The following is a 23,985-nucleotide window of genomic DNA, read 5'->3' on the forward strand; positions in this document are numbered from 1 at the left end:
TTTATTCATCCCCTTCCCAATAAACATATTTCAACGCATGTTCCGGGGGAGCATACGGTGCTTTTTCCGCATATTCTGTGGCATCATTGACAATTTCCATCACCTTGCCGTTCATTTCCTCAAGGGTTTCTTTTGTCGCCACATTGGCATCCACTAAGTATTTCCCGAAGAGCAACAATGGATCATTCGCTTTTCCTTGGGCAACTTCTTCACTGGAACGATATTTGTCATCATCATCGGAGGAATGGCTCGTCAAGCGGTAAGTCACCGCTTCAATCAGGCTCGGACCTTCTCCCCGTAACGCCCTGTCCACTGCCTCCTTCATTACTTTATAAACGGCTAAAGGATTTTTTCCATCAACCGATTCTCCATGCATTCCGTAACCGAGGGCCCTGTCAGCCACATTTCCCCCCAACTGCTTATCGATCGGCACTGAAATGGCATATTGATTGTTTTCTACCATTATAATGACAGGCAATTTATGAACGCCGGCAAAGTTGGCTCCTTCATGGAAATCTCCCTGGTTGGTCGAACCTTCTCCCAAGGTCACAAAGGAAACATAATGTTGATTTTGCAATCGACCCGCAAGCGCCACCCCGACTGCATGGGGAACTTGGGTTGCAACCGGCGATGAACCCGTCAAAATCCGTTTCTTTTTATACCCAAAATGCCCCGGCATCTGTCTGCCGCCTGAATTCGGATCTTCAGCCTTTGCAAAGGCTGACAGCATCAATTCCCTCGGTGTCATGCCAAAGTGCAACACAACCCCCATATCCCGGTAATACGGGGCAATATAATCCCTTGTCGGATCTAATGCAAATGCCGCCCCAACCTGAGCCGCTTCGTGGCCCTGGCAAGAAATGACGAAGGGAATTTTTCCTGCGCGGTTTAATAGCCACATCCGCTCATCCAATCTTCTGGCAAGCAGCATTGTTTCGTACATTTTCAACACATCGCTGTCAGATAAGCCGAGCTCTGCATGATGTAAATCTGTCATTGAAACTCTCCCCTTTCTTAGAACACAAGTTAAAAGTGAATCGCTTTCCCATCCACCGCTAAGGCCGCTTCATATAAAACTTCACTTAAGGATGGATGCGGGTGAATCGTTTCCCCCATCTCCCATGGAGTTGCGTCTAACAAGAATGCCAATGAGGCTTCCGAAATCAAATTCGTCACTTGAGGTCCAATCATGTGCACGCCAAGCAAATCATCCGTTTGGCTGTCGGCAATGATTTTCACAAACCCTTCTGTTTCCCCATGAACAACAGCCTTTCCGATCCCTTTGAACGGAAAAGTCCCTATCTTCACATCGTAATCCATTGATTTTGCCTCTTCTTCCGTCAATCCAATGCTTGCGACTTCCGGGAAGGAATAGACACAGCGTGGAATGTTTCGATAATTCACCGTTTTCTTCTTCCCATTGGCGATATGTTCCACCGCTAAAAGCGCCTCGCTCGTGGCGACATGGGCAAGCTGCGCGCCACCAATACAATCCCCTATTGCGTAAATATGCTTTTCTTTTGTCTGATAAACATCGTTGACTTTGATGAAGGAAGATTCAATTTCAATTTCCGTATTTTCAATCCCCAGATTATCAATATTTCCCATCCGGCCGATTGAAATTAACATTTTCTCTCCTTCGTATTGCTTTTCTTCGCCATTTACTTTCGCTTTCAGCTTTACGGCCTTTTCATTCCTTTCAATTGTTGAAGGGAGTACCTCCGCATTCGTCACGATCTTAATGCCTCGTTTCTCCAGCTGCTTCGTCATTTCCCTCGATATGGAAACATCTTCTTGAGGCAAAATGCGTTCCCCATATTCCAACACTGTGACGTCCACGCCAAAATCGTTCAAACAGGATGCCCATTCAATGCCGATGAAGCCACCACCAACAATGAGGAAAGATTTTGGAAGATGTTCTATTTCCAGCATTTGATCGGAATTCAACACGGACTTGCCGTCAAATTCAATTCCTTGGAAAGGACGCGGCTTGGCTCCGGTTGCAAGGATGATATGTTTCGGCAATAACATTTCGTTTTCTGAGCCATCATTCATTTCTACAGAGACCGTCCCTCCTGCCATAGGAGAAAAAATGGATGGCCCCAATAGCCTCGCTGTTCCGTAATAACAATCGATTTTCCCCTTTTTCATCAACCCTTTGATTCCTTGATGCAGCTGCTCCACAACTTTTCTTTTCCGATCATGCAACTGCTGAAGATTGAAATGGATGTTTGAAATTTCCACTCCAAATTGACTTGCATTTTTCGCTTCCCGAAACATTTCCGCACTTCGTAAGAAAGTTTTTGTCGGGATACATCCTTTATGAAGGCATGTTCCTCCAAGATTTTCTTTTTCCACTACGGCCGTTTTTAAACCAAGCTGGGCCGCCCTTATCGCTGCGACATATCCCCCAGTTCCTCCACCGATAACGACTAAATCATATTCTCGAGCCAATGCCATCCCTCCAATGAAAGTAAGATTCATGAGTAATAGATTAAGATTGTTTTTTGCTTAAAATGTTTTTCTCTCTTTGCATAAATTGCTTTCTTGACTTAAATACGCTGTTGATGCGTTCTTCCGCCAGGCGGTTGGCGGCCAAATAAGTCGGGATGTTCTCCTCCTTCGACATTCTAAAAATTTTCGTCAGCGAATCATAGATCATTTCCACCCTTTTCATCGCCCGTTCCCTGTTATAACCGTATAATTCATCCGCAACATTGATGACACCACCGGCATTGATGACATAATCAGGAGCATAAACGATGCCCTTCTCATGGAGAATTTGGCCATGTCGGGATTCTTTCAGCTGATTGTTGGCTGAACCGGCAATGACTTTCACCTTCAATTGCGGAATGGTTTCGTCGTTGATGATGGCCCCAAGAGCGCATGGGGAGAAGATATCCACCTCTTGTTTATAGATGTCTTCCGGTTCCACCGCTTCCGCACCAAATTCATCGACCGCCCGTTTCACCCGATCTTGATTGATATCTGTCACAATCAACTTTGCCCCTTCTTCATGTAAGTGCTTACATAAATGATAGGCAACATTCCCCAAGCCTTGCACAGCAATGCGCTTTCCTGTCAAACTATCATCACCGAATGCTTCCTTCGCACTGGCTTTCATTCCTAAATAGACACCGTAAGCAGTTACAGGGGAAGGGTTTCCGGATGAACCATAAGTCGGTGAAATCCCAGTAACGTAGTCGGTTTCTTCATAAATGAGATCCATATCCTCCACCGTTGTTCCTACATCTTCCGCTGTAATATAGCGGCCGTTCAAACTTTGAATAAAACGGCCCAAAGCACGGAACATTTCTTCGTTTTTATCCTTTGCCGGATCCCCGATGATGACCGTTTTTCCGCCGCCAAGATTCAAGCCGCTGATCGCATTTTTATATGTCATGCCTCTTGCAAGGCGCAAAGCATCTTCAATCGCTTCTTCTTCTGATTTGTAAGGCCACATGCGTGCCCCGCCCAAAGCAGGACCCAATGTTGTATCATGAATGGCTATGATCGCTTTCAATCCTGAATTTTTATCATGGCAAAAAATCAATTGTTCATAATCGTATTTTTCCATGTACTTGAAGATTTCCATCGTTTTTCCCTCCTAATCGGAAATGAATAAATTCTCTCACTTAATTAAAAATTTTCTATTTAAAAACACTATTTTACTTTACAATACTTTTTATTTTTACATTTATCAACTAGAAACATTGAGAAAACTTGAATTCCCAATTTTCTGATTTTTCATTCTTTTCGAAAAAAATATATTATTAATATAATTTATATGAAAGTATTCCCTGAAATATTGGCATTTCTTTGTCGAATCTTGACATGTTTTTTTTACAATGTACAATTGAATTAATTGCGAAGGAGGTAAATGGTATGGCCCGAATAATTGCATTTATCGTATTACTGATCCCCGCATTGATTGCCGGCGCCGGAATCAAATTTATGAGGGATACGCTGTACGGGAATTTAATTTCCCCTTTTCCGTGGCTATGGCTTCAATTTTTGATAGGGCTTATTTTCAGCATCATAGGAATCGGCTTTTTCGCCGGCTATTTATTGCATAGAGATCGAAAAAGAGGAAGAGTGGCCCCAAGGTTTCAAAAAAATGGGGATACAAAGGAAATGAAACAATGAAATATTTATTATAGAAATTATAGAAAAAAGCGTTCAATGAAAGGATCATCCTTCAATGAACGCTTTATACATTCAGTTCGCCCAATTCCATGACAAACCGCCCTTTTGTCAAATTCGTTAACAATGATGATTTATTGCCGATTTGAATAAAAGTACCCGGATACGCTTCTTTCCTTACAATAATTTCCCCTTTGCCCATCGACTTCAGGTTTTCCATCAGTTCCTGGATTTCATGATCAATTTGGATCATCTGCTGCTTCTTGTCTTCCAACACTTCTTTCAATTCCTTGACGGATTGTAATTGGGCCGGGTTCATTCTGTCCCTGAGCGCCGAAAGCTTTTCGACTTTTTCCGTTAACTTTAAAATTTCTTCCTGCATCGATTTTAATAATGCCGCTTTTTGTTGGATGGTTTTATAGCCTTCTTGACGGTCGAGTGACTGTATGATCAACTCGGTACGCCGTTCAACCCGGTTTCCGGATATGGCCGTCACAATTTTGTTCCGCGCAATCGCTTTTCCTCCAATAATTTTCCCTTTGCGTTCGTCCAATAAAATTGAATCCGCTTGCAAAAAAGAGTTCAACGAATAAAACCCGATGACAATTTCCTTCTTTGCAAATAAATTGGCTTCATTGACATGCTTGACGTAGATGCTGCCACCCGCTTTTACCGTCGTTTGGCCTAAGCCGAAGATGCCTCCTTTGATATAAATATCTCCCTCTCGCGATTGGATGAGTTTTGCCCCCGTCACTCCTTCCAACCCCTCAATGGAAATGTCTCCGGTGGCAATGACCGTAAAACCTTTTTGGATGGTGCCGGAAATGGTGATCGAACCGTCAAAATCGATATTTCCCGTTTCCAATCCCACATCCCCATTGATCGGCAAATGATTATTAATAATCAATATGCCTTGCCTTTCTTCAACGACACCTTTGCTTAAAGCGCGAATGACGATCTTTCCGTCTTCTTCCCTTTCGTAAGCCGACTTTCGATCATATTTCAATGGCTTGTCCATTCCCGGTGGAGCAGGAACTTCTTCACCAAAAATATTTTTCCCGTCAATGCCGGGTTTTGGTGGAATTTTTTCCCCCAACCAATCATTTTCATTGATTTCAAAAATGAAATTCATATCAAAGTAATCGGCCCGCCCATCTTCACGGATTACCGGTTTCCTCTCAGGCAGTTGCAAATAGGTCACCTTGGCATCTTCGCCTTTGATCGGCGCCGTCCCTTCAGCTACAACTGTCGGTTTCCCGATTCTTATTGTATGTATATCAACCGGCTTGATCCCGTGAACGATTTTCTTTTTTTCCAATAAGTCTTTCAGTTCCTTATAAAAAAGAACCATATCTTCCAATATTGATGAATCGTGCACTATCAGTTGGGCCGTCATTTTATCTTTCGAAACATCGATTTCCATCGGGGGAAGCCAAAGGCCAATTTCGACCGGTACAGGAGTTTCTTCTTCCAGAGCATTCTTTAAATTTACAAAATTTGTTAGTTTTAGACGATTAATGGCCAGAACAATTTTATCAAGTTCCTTCAACGGGAATCCTTTTTTAAACGTTTTTATGAACACTTTTTCATTTTCCAAAATTAGTTCGAAATAATCATTGGAAAAAATTCGCACCAATATTCACCTCTATTCCTTGATTCTAGTATAATATAAATTTCTCATTTTTTCTTTATTATCCTTTGAAAAATAAAAAGTCACCCCATAAAGAGGTGACCCGTTAAAAAGGAATGATTCTATTATATAAATATAAAAAATTTACTATAAATCCGTTTATTGAAAATCTTTCTTTAGTCGGATGCAAAGACATCCAAAACCTTGATCAAAACTTTCGTTATGACGCCACAAGCTCAATACGGATTTTGTCCGCAATCATGGCGATGAATTCGCTGTTCGTCGGTTTTGATTTTAAATGATGCACTGTGTATCCGAACATTTGTGAAATCGATTCGTAATTTCCCCGGTTCCATGCCACTTCAATTGCATGGCGGATTGCCCTCTCCACCCGGGAAGGAGTAGTGCCAAACTTCTTCGCAATTTCAGGATACAAAATTTTTGTCACAGAACCGAGCAAATCTATATCGTGATATACCATTTGAATAGCTTCCCTCAAATATGCATACCCCTTGATATGTGCAGGAACTCCAATTTCCTTGATAATGGATGTGATGGTTGTATCCAATTGACGCTGATTGACTTTACTGCTTGTTTCAGGCTGCAGTACGCTATGTCTTTTGATGGATTCCCTTTTTTGACCTGCACAATGCATAATTTTCTGAACAAGTTGATCAAATTCGAACGGTTTTAACATGAAGTAGGAAGCTCCGTATGTAACGGCCTGTTTCATCACATCTTCTTGTCCAAATGCCGTCAACATGATGACTTGTGTATCGCGGAAACGATCGTCCTTATGCATCTCCTGAAGCACGCCCAACCCATCCAAATGAGGCATGATGATATCCAGCAACAATATATCCGGTTTGCATTCTTCTAACATATTCAGACACAATTTTCCATTAGAAGCAGTAGCAACTATTTCAATATCCGAATGATTTTCGAAGTATTGTTCCATTGTTTTCACTAAATCTCGATTATCATCGGCAATCGCCACTTTAATTTTTGACATTGAACCAATTCCCCCTTAATAACCTTTTCCCAAAAACCATTTTCCATTTTATATTACAATAAATATGTCATAGTTTTCGTTTACTTGACAATATTCTTTTCGACATTTTTTTAGAAAAACCTTTCATATCAAGAAAAATAAGCATGTGGTCGTAATGTTTCTATTGGATTTGACAAATTCTGAGCCAAGTAAAATTATCGGAATACAATTTATTAATTAAAAAATCAAAAAAAGACTACACCGACTCCATCGGCATAGTCTTTTCGTATCAGTCCGGCTTCTTTTTTAACATTTCAGATAGGGTGATGGCCGCACCACGGTCCGGTTGTTCGACAAACATATGCGTTACAGCGCCGACAAATTTGCCTTTCTGTATAATCGGGCTTCCGCTCATTCCTTGTAGAATGCCGCCGGTTTTTGATAACAGTTTCTCGTCCGTTATTTTAAATTGCAAAAAGTTGTCTTCGATTTTCACGATTTCAATTGCAAATGATTCGACTTTTGAACCTTCAATGGCCGTAAGAAGTTCCGCCTTCCCCAATTGAATTTCATCATCATGCATAATTTCAATCGGTTTACGCATATTTTGTTTTATGTCAGATTCCCAATGTCCAAAAATGCCGTATATGTCATTGGAGGAAATATCCCCCAACCGGATATCATCCGTATTGATGACAGATATTTTATATCCGGGATTCCCGGGACTGGACTTTTTTATTTGCTCAATGGAGGCTAAAAAAATAGAACCATCTGTAAATTCAGGTGGTCTGTTTAAAACCCCGTCAATGATTTGATGCCCCAATGCCCCATATTCTTTCGACTCGGGATCCAAAAAGGTCAATGTGCCAATGCCGTCCGTTTCATCCTTTAAAAAGGGGAGAATATTATTGGCCTGTTCATTGGTCAACGTAATGCTTCTTTTTTGATTCGACCCTTTTTCAATGGAAAGAGTGATTTCCCCTTCTGTAAACGATTCCTTCAACTCTTCGATGGAATCAACCGGCTTTCCATTGACTTCCGTTATCATATCCCCTTTTTTCAACCATTGACCATTCGGTAACAATACATCATGAGCGACATATATAAAAGGCAGCTCCAACTGAATTCCGATCGATTCGCCCATCGGTATCAATTTTTTCGCTTCGGCTACAGCAGAAGGTGATAAAAGGGCGATGATGAGCACAAGATACGCCAGCAAATTACGCAAACGGCATTTCATAATCCACCTCCTAAAATGTTTGTAACATTACTATGTGTAGCTGCCCTTTTAATAATGTGAGGTAAATATTTGTCGCATAGGTACTTTCAAAATTTGCAAATGCAGCATTCCCGCTTTTTTCGTCATTTTCAGGTGGATATTGGATTTTTTGATGCGGATTTACGGATTTCGTTTTTCTTTTCATTGGCCAATTTTAATAATTCCCGGGCATGTTGGAGGGTCAATTCGGTAATCTCTGCGCCGCTCATCATGCGGCTGATTTCTTCCACCCGTTTTTCATCTTCAATTTTTTTGACCGTTGTATAGGTCCGGTTTTTTTCCACTTGTTTCAATATTAAATAATGTTGGTCCGCCATTGCGGCGACTTGTGGCAAATGGGAAATACATAAAACTTGGGAATTCAATGAGATATTTGAAATTTTTTCAGCGATCGCTTGTGCTACCCGACCGCTCACACCAGTATCCACTTCATCAAAAATGATGGATGTAATTTGGGATTTCGACGAAAAAATGGTTTTTAATGCAAGCATGATTCTTGACAGCTCGCCGCCAGAAGCAATTTTTGGCAAAGATTTCGGCGGTTCGCCAACATTGGTGGATATATAGAATGATATATAGTCTTTCCCATTACTGTCGAAATTATTTAAACGCTCAAACTGAACGATAAATTTTGCCTTCTCCATATGTAAATCCCGAAGTTCGTTCATGATGGCTTCACTTAATGTGGCCGCACATTTTTTTCGCACTTTTGTCAATTCATTGCATAAATGTTCCAATTCCGCTTCCATTTTTCTCAACTGCTGCTCTTTTTGTTGGATGGCTTCATCCCGATTCAAAAGGGTGTTTAATTCTTCCTTAATTTTCTCATAATATGTAATAATCTCTTCCACTGTGCTTCCATATTTTCTTTTCAGCATTTGATATTGGGCAAGCCGCGATTCCACTTCATTCAAACGCTCGGGGTCAAATTCGAGCTCGTCGATGATATTTTTGATTTGGTAAGAAGCGTCTTGGAGCGAATAAAAGGAAGAGGATACAGCTTCAAAGGAATCATTGAATTGCTCGTCCAGCGGAACAATATCTTCCAATGCCCCCATCGCTTCACCGATGCAATCCAGTCCTTTCATTTCGCCTGAAATCGCTTCATAAGCTTGGACGGCATGTTCGTAAATTTTATGGAAGTTTTGCAATCGCTTTCGTTCTTCAAGCAATTCTTCTTCTTCCTTGACGGACAATTTGGCCTCTTCTAATTCCTGGATTTGGAATTGATATAAATCGATGCGTTGGGCGATTTGCTGTTCATTGATATTAATTGCATCCACTTCTCTTTTTAATGACCGGTATTTATCATACATTTGCTGATATTTTTGTTTGATCGGCCGCAATTGCTTTTCTGCAAATTGATCGAGCAAATCAATATGGCGCTTCTCGTCCATCAATTCCTGGTTTTCATGTTGGCCATGAATATCCACCAAAGTGGAACCGATCTCCCGCAAAACGGATAGAGGCACAAGTTTTCCGTTCACCCGGCAGATGCTTTTTCCATTTTCATTAATATCCCGACGCAAAATGATTATCCCGTCCTCTTGATCAATGCCCGCTTCCATCAATTTATCAAATGCGGGATGCCGGTCTGGTACAAAGAAGAGTCCCGTCAATTCCGCTTTCTTTGCGCCATGGCGGACAAATTCCTGGCTTGCCCGGCCGCCGCAGAGCAAATGGACGGCATCGATGATGATCGATTTCCCCGCACCTGTTTCACCAGTCAAGACTGTCAGCCCATTTTCGAAATTTACGGATAGTTCTTCGATAATGGCGAAATTTCGTATATTCAGCTCTTTTAACAAACGGACCACCTCGAATTACAGTAAATCTAAAATTCGTTTTTTAATTATTTCCCGATAACCCGTTTCCCGCACAATGATCAAAATCGTGTCATCCCCGGATAGTGTGCCCAATACTTCAGGCCATTCCAAATGATCGATCAATACTGCGACAGCATTCCCATTTCCCGGAAGTGTTTTCAGCATTAAAAAATGGTCCACTCCATCAATGCTGACAAAAGAGTCTGTCAGCGCTCTTTGCAGTTTTTGCAGCGGGTTGAAACGTTGATCTGCAGGTAAACTGTATTTATAACGTCCGTCCGGAAGTGGAACCTTCACCAAATGAAGTTCTTTAATATCTCTTGAAACCGTTGCCTGAGTCACATTGAAACCTGCTTCCTTTAAAGCGGCCACCAGTTCATCCTGTGTTTCGATTTCATTATTCGCAATGATTTCCCGAATTTTCATATGCCTTTGACCTTTACTCATGTATAGCACCTCTTAATGAATATAAATGTATATTTATACTATCATTATAAGTTATTATTCATCAAGTAAAAATAGGGAATGACCTTTGCCATTCCCTGATTTTTCTTAATCAAGTTCTTGATGGGCCGATTCCACAACCTTCTTAAAATCGGTAAATGGAGTCGCTTCCTGTCCTTCCTGCGGTTTATGCAGATGGAATAAAAATTCAATATTTCCTTCCCCACCGGTAATCGGAGAGTAGGTCGCATTTTTTACAATAAAACCGACCTCCGTTGCCATCTTCGCCGTGTTTTCCAACACTTCCAGATGGGTTTTCGGATCGCGGACAATCCCTTTCTTGCCCACTTTTTCTTTGCCTGCCTCAAATTGCGGTTTTACAAGGGCCACCACATCCCCATTTGGAATCAGAATATTAAATAAAACCGGCAAGATGAGTGAAAGGGAAATAAAGGATACGTCAATTGTCGCAAATTCCGGCAATCCTTTTGTAAAATCCTCAGGCTTGGAATAACGGAAATTCGTTTTTTCCATCACAATGACCCGTTCATCCTTGCGCAACTTCCAAGCCAACTGATTGGAACCGACATCCAACGCATAGCAATGTTTTGCCCCGTTTTGGAGGGCACAGTCGGTAAAGCCGCCGGTGGAAGCGCCGATGTCCAACACCAATTTCCCTTCCACGTTTAAATCGAATTCCTTTAAAGCTTTCTCCAATTTTAATCCGCCGCGGCTTACGTATTTTAGCTGTTCACCTTTGATTTCCAACGGCGCATCCACCGGGATTTTTTCCCCCGGCTTATCGATCCGCACTTCTTTTGAATAAACAATGCCCGCCATAATTGCCCTTTTTGCTTTTTCCCGGGTTTCGAACAATCCCCGTTCCACGAGCAGAACATCCGCCCGTTCTTTCGGCGTTTTCGTCATACGGTTTTTTTACCTAATCGTTTTTGATTTTTCACTAATGATTCAATGCGGGCAATTGTTTCTTCTTTCGTGATGTGCAATTCTTCCAACAATAAATCTACACTGCCGTGATCGACAAAACGATCCGGAATGCCCATCCGTTCGATTTCAATATGGTTATATTTATTGTCGCTGGCGAATTCCAAAATGGCGCTTCCAAAACCGCCTTTTAATACCCCTTCTTCAATGGTCAAGATTGGCATATTTTTGCTCATGATTTCATGCAACATTTCATCGTCCAACGGCTTAATGAAACGGGCATTGACCACTTTTACATGGATATTCCGTTTCGCAAGTTCCTCTGCCGCCTCCATTGCCATTGGAATCGTCGTACCGAAAGTTAAGATCGCCGCATCTTTTCCATCTCTGAGCACTTCCCATGTACCGATTGGAACCGAGTGCAGTTCTTCATCGAGCGGCACTCCAAGACCATTTCCGCGAGGGTAGCGAAGTACAATCGGACCGTCGTTATATTCAACCGCCGTTTTGACCATATGTTGTCCTTCATTTTCATCTTTCGGCATCATGATGACCAAATTCGGGATGTGGCGCAGGAAGGCAATATCAAAGACCCCTTGATGGGTATCCCCGTCCGCACCGACAAGCCCGGCACGGTCAATGCCGATGAAAACGTTCAATTTTTGTCTCGCAATATCGTGCAGTACTTGATCATAAGCCCTTTGCAAGAAAGTTGAATAAATCGCCAAAAACGGTTTCATATTTTGCGTTGCCAGTCCTGCCGCCATTGTTGCGGCATGCTGTTCCGCAATCCCTACATCGAAGAATCGTTCAGGGAAATCTTTTTGTATGCCTTCCATTTTTGAACCCACTGGCATTGCAGGTGTAATGGCAACAATCTGCTTATCCTCTTTCATTAATTTCCGGACCGTTTCGGAAACCAAGCTGGACCAGGAAGGACCTTTTGCATTGTTTTTTACAAAAGCTCCGGTTTCAATTTTATAAGGACCTGTACCATGCCAAGTTCCAATCCGGTCTTCTTCCGCCGGTTTATATCCTTTTCCTTTTTTTGTCACCACATGGACGAGAACCGGACGATCTTCCACTTTTTTTGCATACTCCAACGTTTTTTCCAAAGCGTCGAAGTCGTGGCCATCAATCGGTCCTAAATATTTAAAGCCCATTTCCTCAAAGAATACGCCGGAAATCACCAAATATTTTAAGCTGTCTTTCACGCGGTCAGCAGCTTGGGCCAGTTTTCCTCCAAACACCGGCACCCGTTTCATCAATGATTCCAATTCTTCTTTCGCTTTGGAATATTCCTTCGCCGTTCTCAGGCGGCCCAAAATATTGTGCAATGCACCTACATTGGGCGCGATGGACATTTCATTGTCATTCAGAATGACGATCATTCTTCTTTTTTCATGTCCAATATGGTTCAATGCCTCAAGCGCCATCCCGCCAGTCAAAGCACCGTCGCCGATGATCGGTACAATATAATTATTTTCCTTTTTTATATCCCGTGCGATGGCCATCCCCATTGCCGCGGAGAGGGAAGTGGAGCTATGGCCCGTTTCCCATTCATCGTGGACGCTTTCCGCCCGTTTCGGGAAACCGCTCAACCCTTTATATTGACGAAGGGTATCAAATTGACCGGCACGCCCTGTCAATATTTTGTGCACATAAGCCTGGTGCCCCACATCCCATAAAAATTTATCAAAAGGACTGTTAAAAGAACGATGCAAAGCAATGGTCAATTCTACAACACCTAAATTTGGTCCAATATGTCCACCGGTTTTTGAGCATTTTTCGATTAAAAAATCCCGGATATCTTGGGCAAGTTCTTCCAATTGCTGTTTATTCAGCTTTTTTAAAAAGGATGGACCGGTAATTTTCGTTAAATCCATCTCTCACACACCTTTTCTTCAGTTTATTCACTTTGGAAGTTTCCATCATTATAGCAAGGCAAATTCACAGGCAAAAGCAAATTGAATTTCTTCTAATTATTCCGTGAAACAATATAATTTGCGAATTCTTTAAGTAGAGTCGTATCTTCTGATAGGTTGTCCAAAGCCTTCAATGCGGACTGATAATGTTCCTGCAATTTCTGTTTCGCACCTTCCAATGTTAGCAATGCCGGATATGTGCTTTTGTTGCTTTCCTCATCCTTTCCGGCCGTTTTTCCCAACTGTTCGGATGTGCCTTCCACATCAAGAATATCATCCTGAATCTGGAAGGCGAGGCCGATATGATGTGCATATTCTATTAACGCTTTTCTCGCATCCATTGTTGCATCGGACAACACCGCTCCCGATTCGATGCTGAATCTCAGAATGGCACCCGTTTTATTCCGATGGACGTGTTCAAGTTCCGATAAATTCAGTCGGCGGTTCTCCCCGTCCAAATCCAAAACTTGTCCACCCACCATGCCTTCCGCACCGCTTGCAATGCTTAATAAATTGATCAGTTCCACCTTTTTCTCGGGAGAAACATTTTCCATCCGCGCCAAAACGCCAAATGCCAGCGTATTTAATGCATCTCCTGCTAGAGTGGCCATAGCTTCGCCAAATACGACATGATTTGTCGGTTTGCCGCGTCTTAATTCATCATTATCCATGCTTGGAAGATCGTCATGGATCAGGGAATATGTATGAATCATTTCCACGGCTGCCCCGACCGTATAGACTTCCTTCTGTTTGTTCTGAAACATTTCGGAAACCGCTACGACAAACAGGGGACGTATTCTTTTTCCTCCCGCTTTTAATGAGTATAACATAGAATCTTTCAAAGCTTGCGGTGCTTCGAGCCGCTCCACTTGATAGACGATCTCGCGGTTAATATTCTCCAGATGTTCATTGATAAAATCTTTTAATCGATTGCTCATCAGATTATTCCTCTCCATTTGTTGGTTCGAAAGGCTTTTTGTCACCGTTTTCATTCACAATTGAAATCAATTGTTCCTCCGCATTTTGCAATTTTTCATGACAAAATTTCGATAACTCCATGCCCTTTTTGTATAAATCAATCGCTTCTTCCAAAGGCACATCTCCCTGTTCTAATTTTCGCACAATCTCTTCTAATTCAGTCATTGCCTCGGCAAAAGTCTGTTTAGTCATTATTTTCACCAACTTTTTTTCGAATTTCCATCACTTTGGCTTCCACGAACCCGTCATGGAATTGAATTGAAACATGATCTTCCATCTTTACTTGAGAGATCGATTTAACGACCCTTCCGTCTTTGTATGTTACGCTAAACCCTCTCTCCATAATTGTCAATGGATTTAAAGCCTGAAGGGTTCTAACCGTAAATAAGAAATTGTCCTTTTTCCGGTTCAATACTTGAAAAACCGTCCGGGTCAGTATATTGGAAAGCTGTTCCACCTGCTTTTTATAATAGACGATGGAATTTTGCGGTGAATGGACTTTTAGCGCGCCTTCCATCTGGGATAATTCATTTTTCTTTTTCATCAAATACATTTGGCTGGCCCTTTGCAAATTCAGATCCGCCTGAATCAGCCGTTCCGTAAATGGCCGATATAATCTCTCCGGATGGGATAAAGGATAGGATTGTTGCAACTTCGTCAGCCGGTTCCGCTCATAAACGACTCTGCTTCTGACAATTTGATGCATTTGGGATTGATAGCTCAAAATCCTTTGATACAGCTCTTGAATGTTCGGAACAGCCAGCTCCGCAGCGGCTGTTGGTGTCGGGGCACGAAGATCCGCCACATAATCCGCAATCGTCGTATCCGTTTCATGGCCGACCGCACTGATGATCGGAATCCGGCTTTCAAAAATGGCCCTGGCGACAATCTCCTCATTAAAGGCCCATAAATCTTCGATGGAGCCTCCACCACGGCCGACAATCAAAACATCCGCAAATCCATGGCTGTTCGCCAGCTGAATATTCTTCGCAATGGATTCCGCCGCACCAATCCCCTGAACGAGGGTTGGATAAATGATGATTTCCGCCAGGGGATATCTTCTTTTGATCGTTGTACAAATATCGCGTATCGCTGCTCCCGATGTGGCTGTACAAACTCCGATGGTCTTTGGGAATTTCGGAATCGGCTGTTTGAATTTCGGGTCAAACAACCCTTCTTTATATAGTTTTTCTTTTAATTGGTTAAAGGCGATGAAAAGGCTTCCAATACCATCCGGTTCCATCGATTGCACGTACAATTGATAGGAACCCTGGGCTTCGTAAACATTGACATCTCCGCGTATAAACACTTGCATGCCATCTTCCGGTTTAAACTTTAATAGACTTGCCTGGGAACGAAACATGAGCGCGTTGATCCGTGCGGCATCATCTTTCAGCGTAAAATAAATATGTCCGGATGGATGTATTTTGACATTCGATAATTCGCCTTTCACATAAACATCCCGCAAATGCGGATCTGCATCGAATTTTCTTTTGATATATTTCGTTAAAGCTTTCACCGTCAAATAGGAAGATGGCATCAAGAATCTCTCCTCTGTCCAGCTGTTATAGTACAAACAATGCAACCATTAGAAAAGCTGTTTTCCTAGAAAAACAGCTTCACATTTATTGTACCTGTTTCGTCGTTATTTGTCGCCTAATGTTTTTTCAGCTGATTTTACAGTATTATACAATAACATTGTAATGGTCATTGGCCCTACTCCGCCAGGTACAGGCGTGATATAGGAACAAATCGGTTCCACCGCTTCAAAATCCACATCTCCAACCAATTTGTTGTTTTCATCGCGGTTGATTCCCACGTCGATCACCACTGTCCCTGGTTTCACATGGTCTTTCGTAATAAATTTTGGACGGCCGACAGCGGCAACCAAAATGTCCGCTTGTTTTGTTATAGAAGGCAAGTCTTTCGTTTTTGAATGGGTATAAGTAACCGTTGCATCTTTTTGCAAAAGCAATTGTCCCATCGGTTTGCCGACGATGTGGCTGCGTCCGACAACCACCGCATGTTTTCCGGCAATATCAATTCCTGAATATTCTAACAGCTTCATTACCCCAAAAGGCGTGCATGGCAAGAAAGTGTCTTGTCCCAACATCATTTTCCCAACACTGATCGGTGAAAAACCGTCCACATCCTTTTCCGGTGAAATTGCGGCGATGACATTGTCTTCATTGATATGTTTTGGCAATGGCAATTGCACTAAAATCCCGTGGATATCTTGACGTTCATTTAATGCATGGATTTTTTCCAACAATTCATCTTCCGTTGTACTTTCAGGCAATTTAATGACTTCAGAATAAATGCCGATCGCTTCACAAGAACGGTGTTTGTTGCGGACATAAGTTTGGGATGCAGGGTCTTCGCCGACCAAAATCACTGCCAATCCTGGTGTTACTCCCTTCTCTTTCAACTGAGACACCTGTTCTGCAATCTCTTTACGTATTTTTTCTCCGATTTCTTTCCCGTTGATTAGTTGAGCCATTCTATTTTCCTCCCCAAAATCGATATATGCTTTCGTCATTTCAGCAAGAAAATTTTTATGTTTATCTCATGATTGTTCTACAAATTTAGAGAGCACACCATTGACAAATTTGTTTGATTTTTCTTCCCCAAAGGTTTTCGCAAGTTCAATGGCTTCATCCAGCACAACCGCTGGAGGTGTTTCATCCATATATAACAATTCAAATAATGCCATCCGTAAAACGGTCCGTTCGATTTTTGGCAAACGATATAACGACCAATTCTCCAATTTTTCCTTCAGCTTTTCATCAAGTTCTCGCAGATTTTCATGAACCCCAAAAACCAGCTTTTTGAAAAAAGGATCCAATTCCTGATTTTCTTCAAAAACATGGCTGATGGCTTCTTCCAATGTCAAATCCGTATTATCCAATTGAAATAAAACTTGCAACGCTTTCTCACGAATTTCGTGCCGCTTCATAAAATAACTCCTTTATTTCTAACATTCGTACATATTATAACTATTGTTTGCAAAAAATACATTAGCAAATCGTAATTTCTTATAAATACAACATTTTCTATTATAACATTACTTCAAAAAAAGGGCTCAACAGGTTTTGAAATTTTATTATTTGGAAGTTTAAAGCTCCATCCGTCTCTAACGACAAATGGAGCTTCATCAACATTACATATTGACTTTGTTTTCATTTTCTATATTTTTCGCCGTCTCTTTTGCCTGTTTAAAATCCCTTCTGTAAAGCACTTCCTGGGTTTTCGTCAGCCCGTTGTTTTTCTCGGTGAGTCTTTCGTGGATCGGTTTTTTCATCGTCTCTCTCCTCTCAAATGTTTTCTTTCATAGTTTGAGCTTTATTCGGAGAGATATTATTTAAAACTTCTTGCTGCATTTACAGCTTTTTTCCATCCATCATACAACGCTTCCCGTTTTTCATCGCTCATATTGGGTTCAAATCTCTGTTCCAAATTCCAGTGATTGGAAATCCCTTCTTTGTTTTTCCAGAAACCGACAGCCAAACCGGCAAGATAAGCCGCGCCCAAAGCGGTTGTTTCATTCACGGACGGGCGTTCAACAGGCACATTTAAGATGTCGGACTGGAACTGCATGAGCAGGTTGTTTTTCACCGCTCCGCCATCCACCCGCAATGATTTTAACTGGATTTCCGAATCCGTTTCCATGGCACTGCAGACATCTTTCGTTTGATAGGCCAACGATTCAAGAGTGGCGCGAATAAAATGTTCCTTCGTCGTGCCCCGCGTCAAGCCAAAAATCGCCCCCCTCACTTCACTATCCCAATAAGGGGTTCCCAATCCGACAAATGCCGGGACAACATATACCCCTTCCGTGGAATCGACCTTTTCCGCATACCGTTCGCTTTCACTGGAATGCTGGAACATGCGGAGTCCATCCCTGAGCCACTGGATCGCCGAACCTGCAACGAAAACGCTGCCTTCCAATGCGTATTCCACTTTTCCATCGATGCCCCAAGCAATGGTTGTCAAAAGGCCATGCTTTGATTTGACAGCTTTTTCGCCGGTATTCATCAACATAAAGCAGCCTGTTCCATATGTATTTTTCACCATTCCCGGCATGAAACATGCTTGGCCAAAAAGTGCTGCCTGTTGGTCACCGGCAATGCCTGATATCGGCACCTCCACACCAAAGAAATTCTTTTTCGAAACATATCCATAGATTTCCGAAGACGGGCGGACCTCCGGAAGCATGGAGAGAGGAACATCCAATATGTCAAGCAATTGTTCATCCCATTTTAATTCGTAAATATTATACATCAATGTCCTGGAGGCATTGGAATAGTCCGTTACATGTACAAGGCCTTCCGTCAATTTCCAGATTACCCAAGTATCAATGGTTCCGAACAGCAATTCACCTTTTTCCGCCTTATCCCTTGCCCCATCCACATGATCCAATATCCATTTCACTTTCGTTCCTGAAAAATATGGATCAATCAATAATCCGGTTTTATCGCGGAACAACTCTCCATATCCTTTTTCATTCAACTCGTCGCAAATATCCGCCGTTTGTCTGGATTGCCAGACGATGGCGTTATAGATCGGATTTCCGCTTTTTTTATCCCAAACGACCGTCGTTTCCCGTTGATTGGTAATCCCGATGGATGCAATTTGCTCAGGCTGGATGTTTTTTTCCGTCAATACTTGTGCAATGACCGATAAAATGGAACTCCAGATTTCATTCGCATCATGTTCCACCCATCCAGGATTCGGAAAATATTGGTTAAATTCTTTTTGGGCAATATGGACAACTTCCCCATTTTGATTGAATAAAATGGCTCTTGTGCTGGTCGTTCCCTGGTCAAGAGCCAGTATATATTTCTCCATACAAGTCTACTCCTTCCGCATTTCCCTCTTTCATTTACTAATTTATTCTCGATGAACTTCCATAATCCTTTCAACAGCGGAAATTTTACTTCCATTGGCGAAAATCATTCAAAAAAGACAATAAAAAAACATCAAAGGATTCCAAAACCGGCCATCCTTGATGTTGTTTGATATTGATTCTATAAGGAAGATTCCTCATCGGCATTGCTTTCGAATTGAATGGCAGTGATGTGCACATTGACTTCGCTTGTTTCAATGGATGTCATATTATAAATTGCCTGGCGAATGGCTGTTTGAATATCTTTTGCCACTTTTGGAATCGAAAAGCCGAATTTCACCGAGCAATAGACGTCGATAATGATTTCACCTTCATCCGTAATCGTTGCTTTCACACCTTTGGAATGCACTTTTTTTCCAAAGCGTTCAGCGACTCCGGAAGCGAAATTTCCACGGGTTGATGCAACGCCTTCCACTTCATTTGTCGCAATACCTGCAATTACTTCGATCACTTCAGGGGCAACCTCAATCGTTCCAAGTTCCTCTTTTCCGGAAGGAGCTGGTTGTACAAACGCTTTTGCAGTCTTCTCAGCCATCTTCTTCATCCTCTCTTTTCATTTCAAAACTGTCCATGCAAGTTTCATAAACCGATGTATTTATTATTATACAAAATTTTTTTATTCTCCTGTACTTAAACAAAGGAATTCCGAAAGATTCTATGAATGTTCTTTGAAAATTTGGGCGAGCAGCTCATAAGATTTTCTTCTTTTTCCCTGGTCGTATATCGAACTGTTCACCATGATTTCGTCAACGGGTTTGTTCCGCTGGGATAAAAATTCCCCTATTTGACGAAATACGGTTTCTTTGGATCCGGCAAAGGTATACTTCAATGTTTGCATTACATGTTTTTTCTCATCCTCGCTCCATAAGCTTTCCATATCCGTTGGAGGCGGCGTTTTCCCTCTTTTCCCCCGGATCATGCCTAAAAATTGTTGATATAGGGTGCTTGCCAAAAATTCCCCTTCTTCATCAGATTCTCCTACAAATGCATTGATGCTGACCATGGTATATGGAGATTCCAAATGTTCGGAAGGTGTAAAGTGGCGATGATATGTATCGATGGCATCGTCCAATAGATCCGGGGCAAAGTGGCTGGCAAAGGCGAAAGGAAGACCTAAAATTCCTGCAAGTCTTGCACTGTACAAACTTGATCCCAATAGCCAAACAGGAATTTGTATTCCTTTGCCCGGAACGGCGATGACTGCACGATGTTCATCGTCGAAATAGCTCATGAGTTCATCGACCAACTGATCAAATTGGTAGGCACCCGCTTCATCCCTTCTTAATGCTCTTGCGGTCAACATGTCCGTTCCGGGTGCCCGGCCCAACCCCAAATCAATTCTTCCGGGAAACATGGATTCCAATGTTCCGAATTGTTCTGCAATGACTAACGGCGCATGGTTGGGTAACATGATCCCCCCGGCACCGACGCGTATTTTATTCGTTGCGCTTGCCAAATAACAGATCAGTACGGCCGTTGCAGAACTGGCAATCCCTTCCATATTATGATGCTCCGCAACCCAATAACGATGATATCCGCTTTTTTCCGCAACCTGAATCAAATCGCGACTATGGCGAAATGCATCGGCCGGCGTTTCCCCTTCCAATACGGGGGCCAAATCAAGGACAGATAGTTTTGGCAGCATGTTTCCACTCCTTTCTCACTAAACTAAGTATAGTACGAAAAAAAGGGAAAAACCTAATAGAAAATCTTGAACAAGGAATCGAAAATCATGCATGATGGCGAGGGAATCCAAATCATTTACGCGGGCGGAACCGGAATACTCGGGATTGTGGGGATAATAAACGAAGAATTTTGTCGAAATAATATTTCAAATAATAAAAAGAGCCTTCGCGATGGAAGGCTCCACTAATCAATTAATTTTTCACAGTTTCTTTTTTAGCATTCAATACATCGTTCTCTTCAAGGAATTTTGTATTGAATTTTCCTGATTTGAATACTTCGTTATCCATAAGTGCTAAATGGAAAGGAATTGTTGTGTTGATACCAGGACCTTCTACAACAAATTCGCTTAATGCGCGTTTCATGCGGGCAATCGCTTCTTCACGTGTATCCGCATGCACGATCAATTTTGCCACCATTGAATCATAATATGGCGGAATTGTATATCCAGGATAAACCGCAGAGTCAATGCGAACTCCAGGGCCGCCAGGAGTGATATAAGTTTCAACCGTCCCTGCAGATGGCATGAAGTTTTTATAAGCATTTTCCGCGTTGATGCGGCATTCAATTGCCCATCCTTTTAATTGAATATCCTCTTGTTTTAATGCCAATTTTTCGCCGGAAGCGATTTTTAATTGTTGTTGTACTAAATCGACGCCAGTAACCCATTCAGTAACCGGGTGTTCTACTTGGATACGCGTATTCATTTCCATGAAGTAGAACTTGTCCTCTTTATAATCGTAAATAAATTCGATTGTTCCGGCACCTTCATAGTTGCAGGCAATTGCCGCTTTTACAGCCGCTTCACCCATCTCAGCGCGTCTTTCCGCAGATAGGGCAGGTGATGGCGCTTCCTCAACCAATTTTTGCATGCGGCGTTGTACCGTACAGTCACGTTCACCAAGATGGATCACGTTTCCATAGGCATCCGCCAACACTTGGATTTCGCAGTGACGGAAGAACTCGATGTATTTTTCCAAATATACACCAGGGTTTCCGAAAGCTGCTTGCGCTTCTTTTTGAGTGATTTCAATACCTTTTACAAGCTCTTCTTCCGTACGGGCAACGCGGATACCTTTACCGCCACCGCCGGCAGTCGCTTTAATGATGACTGGATAGCCGATTTCAGCTGCCCATTTTTTACCTGTTTCAATATCAGGCACAATGCCTGTACCAGGAACGAGCGGCACTCCGGCTTTTTGCATTTCCGCACGGGCAACGTCTTTAATACCCATGATGCGGATGGATTTGGATGAAGGTCCGATGAATTTAATTCCCGCATTTTCACAGGCTTCCGCAAAGTCAGCGTTTTCAGCAAGGAATCCATAACCTGGGTGAATTCCATCGGCACCTGTTTTTTCAGCAACACTTAAAATGGCCGGGAAACTTAAATAAGAATCTTTTGATAGTTTTGGACCGATGCAATATGCTTCATCCGCAAGTTTTACGTGTAAAGCGTCACGATCGGCTTCGGAATAAACAGCTACTGTTTGAATCCCTAATTCTTTACAAGCGCGAATAACCCGAACCGCGATCTCACCACGGTTAGCGATTAATACTTTTTTTAACATTTGGGCACCCCTTACTTAGCAGGTTTCACTAGGAATAGTGGTTGACCGAATTCAACAAGTTGTTCGTTTTCCGCTAAAATTTCAACGATTTCACCTTTGATTTCGGCTTCGATTTCGTTGAATAGTTTCATGGCTTCAACGATACATACCACTGTATCCGGCTCTACTTTGTCACCTACTTGAACATATGGAGGTGAATCCGGAGATGGAGCGCGGTAGAATGTACCTACCATTGGAGATGTGATTTTAACAAGAGTTGGATCATCTAAATTGCTTGATTTTGCTGCTGGAGCAGAAGCTTTTTCTTCTTCTTTTTTAGGTTCCATTTTTGCTTCAGCTTTTGGTTCTTCTTTTGGTTGTGGTGCTGCTTGAGCTTGTTGTACAACAGCCGGCGCTTGTGGAGCGATGACTTCTGTCACAACACCTTTATTTTTCTTTAATTTCAATTTTGCACCATCTACTTCATAAGTGAATTCGTCAAGAGATGATGAGTCAACTAGTTTAATAATCTCACGAAGTTCTTGTACCTTAAACAAGATAGACACCCCTTCTTTTTTTTCAGTACAATAAACATTTTATATCCTTTCGACAAAATTTGAAACAATATTTTTAATTTTTCTATAAAATGCGCAAAAAACAGTGCTTTCGTTACGTAAACGAAGCACTGTGCGCCTTCTGTTATACAACATTAATTCTATTAACATTATTTTCTTTTAATAATAATTGGATTGGACACTTACGGAAACATTGTCAATATCATCCACTTTTTGTCGAACGAGATAAATAATTTCATCTGCTTGCGCTTTTGAGATTTCATCGGATAATACCGTCACTTGCACTTTATCGTCTTTTACATGCACCAATGCATCGGAATAGCCGAGGGATTCAATCAACATTTCAAGCATCGCTTCCGCGGATTCTTTTTTGATCAGTTCGTTCATTTCGTTAAAGGCTTCATTTTTCTCCTCCGCACTTAAATCATCAGAGGCGATTTTTTGTGTCAACTGCTCTCTTAATTGGCTCCGTTCATTGGCGATTTCCATTCTTAAATCTTCAAACAAATGACTTTCTGATACTGTAGGCGTTGTTAATTCTTCATCTACACTTGTTAATGTCGTTTCTTCAAGGGTGTCGTCAGTGAAGATTGTCAATAAATCCACATTACGATTTGGTTCAAATACGTAGTACACTGAAATCACAGCAGCTAAACTTAATAATGTCAATAGCCATACAGTTCTTCTTTTTACCTTCATTTTTCATCTCCTTTACTTTCCATCGGTACAATCATAATTCTGTGGGCAGGCATTTCCATGACTTTACTGATCGTTTCAAGAAGCTGCCTTTGGACCTTTGGATCCTTTGCTCCTTCCGAAACAATGAGCAATCCTGATACAGTATTGGTATTGTTACTTGAACGGAAATAGTTGCTTAATGTCTCCTCCGAATTTGAAGGGTTTTCATCGTAATGAAAATACACTTTTACTTTTCCAACGCCTTCTATCTCACTTAAAGCTTGTTCAAGTCTACCTTCTGCGGTTACAGTATCATATCGCTCGCTGGATGCATCACTCGTTACAGAAATGTACGCAATGAACGCCAGAACTGCAATGGGAATCAGTATGATGTTTAACTTTGTCCATTTCTTTTCCACCTCACGTTCTTAG

24 protein-coding genes are annotated in these 23,985 nt (G+C 41.9%); 1 reads left to right on the forward strand and 23 read right to left on the reverse strand.

Features of this window, described 5'->3' with window-relative positions; translation table 11 throughout:
* Nucleotide 1: 1 nt before the first annotated feature.
* Genes NSS77_RS15360 through NSS77_RS15370 form a run of 3 tightly spaced genes read right to left on the reverse strand, consistent with a single transcriptional unit; the run spans nucleotide 2 to nucleotide 3,595 of the window.
* Complete coding sequence (locus NSS77_RS15360) at nucleotides 2-997, reverse strand: thiamine pyrophosphate-dependent dehydrogenase E1 component subunit alpha (protein ID WP_342469522.1); 996 nt, start codon at nucleotides 995-997, stop codon at nucleotides 2-4.
* Nucleotides 998-1,026: 29 nt separating this feature from the next.
* Nucleotides 1,027-2,454 carry a dihydrolipoyl dehydrogenase gene (lpdA, locus tag NSS77_RS15365; RefSeq protein WP_342469523.1) on the reverse strand — a complete coding sequence of 476 codons (1,428 nt, stop codon included), beginning with the start codon at nucleotides 2,452-2,454 and terminating at the stop codon, nucleotides 1,027-1,029.
* 40 nt (nucleotides 2,455-2,494) lie between these two features.
* A complete protein-coding gene (locus NSS77_RS15370) occupies nucleotides 2,495-3,595 on the reverse strand; it encodes a Glu/Leu/Phe/Val dehydrogenase dimerization domain-containing protein (protein WP_342469524.1) in 1,101 nt (366 codons plus the stop codon).
* Nucleotides 3,596-3,885: 290 nt separating this feature from the next.
* Here NSS77_RS15370 and NSS77_RS15375 point away from each other — a divergent pair, with 290 nt between their 5' ends.
* On the forward strand, nucleotides 3,886-4,146 hold the full coding sequence (locus NSS77_RS15375) for a DUF2627 domain-containing protein (RefSeq protein ID WP_342469525.1): 261 nt from the start codon (nucleotides 3,886-3,888) through the stop codon (nucleotides 4,144-4,146).
* Nucleotides 4,147-4,210: 64 nt separating this feature from the next.
* On the opposite strand, the gene NSS77_RS15380 is transcribed toward NSS77_RS15375, so the two are convergent.
* The 20 genes from NSS77_RS15380 to NSS77_RS15475 form a co-directional block, all read right to left on the reverse strand.
* Nucleotides 4,211-5,776 (reverse strand): FapA family protein, encoded by a 1,566-nt coding sequence (locus NSS77_RS15380; RefSeq protein ID WP_342471306.1) that lies wholly within the window; start codon nucleotides 5,774-5,776, stop codon nucleotides 4,211-4,213.
* Nucleotides 5,777-5,993: 217 nt separating this feature from the next.
* The gene (gene spo0A, locus NSS77_RS15385) at nucleotides 5,994-6,785 is read right to left on the reverse strand and encodes a sporulation transcription factor Spo0A (protein ID WP_342469526.1); all 792 of its coding nucleotides are present in this window, start codon (nucleotides 6,783-6,785) and stop codon (nucleotides 5,994-5,996) included.
* A gap of 268 nt (nucleotides 6,786-7,053) precedes the next feature.
* The gene (locus NSS77_RS15390) at nucleotides 7,054-8,004 is read right to left on the reverse strand and encodes a SpoIVB peptidase S55 domain-containing protein (RefSeq protein WP_342469527.1); all 951 of its coding nucleotides are present in this window, start codon (nucleotides 8,002-8,004) and stop codon (nucleotides 7,054-7,056) included.
* A gap of 128 nt (nucleotides 8,005-8,132) precedes the next feature.
* Entirely contained in the window at nucleotides 8,133-9,851 is a 1,719-nt protein-coding gene (gene recN, locus NSS77_RS15395; RefSeq protein WP_342469528.1) for a DNA repair protein RecN, read from the reverse strand.
* Nucleotides 9,852-9,866: 15 nt separating this feature from the next.
* Nucleotides 9,867-10,316 (reverse strand): transcriptional regulator ArgR, encoded by a 450-nt coding sequence (gene argR / locus NSS77_RS15400; protein WP_342469529.1) that lies wholly within the window; start codon nucleotides 10,314-10,316, stop codon nucleotides 9,867-9,869.
* A 105-nt stretch (nucleotides 10,317-10,421) separates the two neighbouring features.
* Nucleotides 10,422-11,240 (reverse strand): TlyA family RNA methyltransferase, encoded by an 819-nt coding sequence (locus NSS77_RS15405; protein WP_342469530.1) that lies wholly within the window; start codon nucleotides 11,238-11,240, stop codon nucleotides 10,422-10,424.
* Nucleotides 11,237-13,144 (reverse strand): 1-deoxy-D-xylulose-5-phosphate synthase, encoded by a 1,908-nt coding sequence (gene dxs / locus NSS77_RS15410; RefSeq protein WP_342469531.1) that lies wholly within the window; start codon nucleotides 13,142-13,144, stop codon nucleotides 11,237-11,239. Before dxs ends, NSS77_RS15405 begins: the two co-directional genes overlap by 4 nt.
* 92 nt (nucleotides 13,145-13,236) lie before the next feature.
* Nucleotides 13,237-14,121 carry a polyprenyl synthetase family protein gene (locus NSS77_RS15415; protein WP_342469532.1) on the reverse strand — a complete coding sequence of 295 codons (885 nt, stop codon included), beginning with the start codon at nucleotides 14,119-14,121 and terminating at the stop codon, nucleotides 13,237-13,239.
* Nucleotides 14,122-14,125: 4 nt separating this feature from the next.
* On the reverse strand, nucleotides 14,126-14,353 hold the full coding sequence (locus NSS77_RS15420) for an exodeoxyribonuclease VII small subunit (RefSeq protein WP_342469533.1): 228 nt from the start codon (nucleotides 14,351-14,353) through the stop codon (nucleotides 14,126-14,128).
* On the reverse strand, nucleotides 14,346-15,704 hold the full coding sequence (gene xseA, locus NSS77_RS15425) for an exodeoxyribonuclease VII large subunit (protein ID WP_342469534.1): 1,359 nt from the start codon (nucleotides 15,702-15,704) through the stop codon (nucleotides 14,346-14,348). The genes NSS77_RS15420 and xseA overlap by 8 nt, the downstream gene beginning before the upstream one ends.
* Nucleotides 15,705-15,806: 102 nt before the next feature.
* Nucleotides 15,807-16,661, reverse strand: a complete 855-nt coding sequence (gene folD, locus NSS77_RS15430; protein ID WP_342469535.1) for a bifunctional methylenetetrahydrofolate dehydrogenase/methenyltetrahydrofolate cyclohydrolase FolD — start codon at nucleotides 16,659-16,661, stop codon at nucleotides 15,807-15,809.
* A gap of 66 nt (nucleotides 16,662-16,727) precedes the next feature.
* Nucleotides 16,728-17,117, reverse strand: coding sequence for a transcription antitermination factor NusB (gene nusB / locus NSS77_RS15435; RefSeq protein ID WP_342469536.1), 390 nt, complete (start codon nucleotides 17,115-17,117; stop codon nucleotides 16,728-16,730).
* A gap of 204 nt (nucleotides 17,118-17,321) precedes the next feature.
* Complete coding sequence (locus NSS77_RS15440) at nucleotides 17,322-17,462, reverse strand: YfhE family protein (RefSeq protein ID WP_342469537.1); 141 nt, start codon at nucleotides 17,460-17,462, stop codon at nucleotides 17,322-17,324.
* 56 nt (nucleotides 17,463-17,518) lie between these two features.
* Nucleotides 17,519-19,009 carry a glycerol kinase GlpK gene (gene glpK / locus NSS77_RS15445; protein ID WP_342469538.1) on the reverse strand — a complete coding sequence of 497 codons (1,491 nt, stop codon included), beginning with the start codon at nucleotides 19,007-19,009 and terminating at the stop codon, nucleotides 17,519-17,521.
* A gap of 179 nt (nucleotides 19,010-19,188) precedes the next feature.
* Nucleotides 19,189-19,602: an Asp23/Gls24 family envelope stress response protein gene (locus tag NSS77_RS15450; RefSeq protein ID WP_342469539.1), complete on the reverse strand. Its 414-nt coding sequence runs from the start codon at nucleotides 19,600-19,602 to the stop codon at nucleotides 19,189-19,191.
* A gap of 120 nt (nucleotides 19,603-19,722) precedes the next feature.
* Nucleotides 19,723-20,712 (reverse strand): LLM class flavin-dependent oxidoreductase, encoded by a 990-nt coding sequence (locus tag NSS77_RS15455; protein ID WP_342469540.1) that lies wholly within the window; start codon nucleotides 20,710-20,712, stop codon nucleotides 19,723-19,725.
* A gap of 232 nt (nucleotides 20,713-20,944) precedes the next feature.
* Entirely contained in the window at nucleotides 20,945-22,321 is a 1,377-nt protein-coding gene (accC, locus tag NSS77_RS15460) for an acetyl-CoA carboxylase biotin carboxylase subunit (protein WP_342469541.1), read from the reverse strand.
* An 11-nt stretch (nucleotides 22,322-22,332) separates the two neighbouring features.
* Nucleotides 22,333-22,857, reverse strand: coding sequence for an acetyl-CoA carboxylase biotin carboxyl carrier protein (gene accB / locus NSS77_RS15465; protein WP_342469542.1), 525 nt, complete (start codon nucleotides 22,855-22,857; stop codon nucleotides 22,333-22,335).
* Between the two features lie 177 nt (nucleotides 22,858-23,034).
* Nucleotides 23,035-23,574 (reverse strand): SpoIIIAH-like family protein, encoded by a 540-nt coding sequence (locus NSS77_RS15470; RefSeq protein WP_342469543.1) that lies wholly within the window; start codon nucleotides 23,572-23,574, stop codon nucleotides 23,035-23,037.
* Nucleotides 23,571-23,972, reverse strand: coding sequence for a hypothetical protein (locus NSS77_RS15475; RefSeq protein WP_342469544.1), 402 nt, complete (start codon nucleotides 23,970-23,972; stop codon nucleotides 23,571-23,573). The genes NSS77_RS15470 and NSS77_RS15475 overlap by 4 nt, the downstream gene beginning before the upstream one ends.
* Between the last annotated feature and the right edge of the window lie 13 nt (nucleotides 23,973-23,985).

Origin of the sequence: Ureibacillus sp. FSL K6-3587, assembly GCF_038593165.1 — a bacterium.
GTDB lineage: Bacteria > Bacillota > Bacilli > Bacillales_A > Planococcaceae > Ureibacillus > Ureibacillus suwonensis.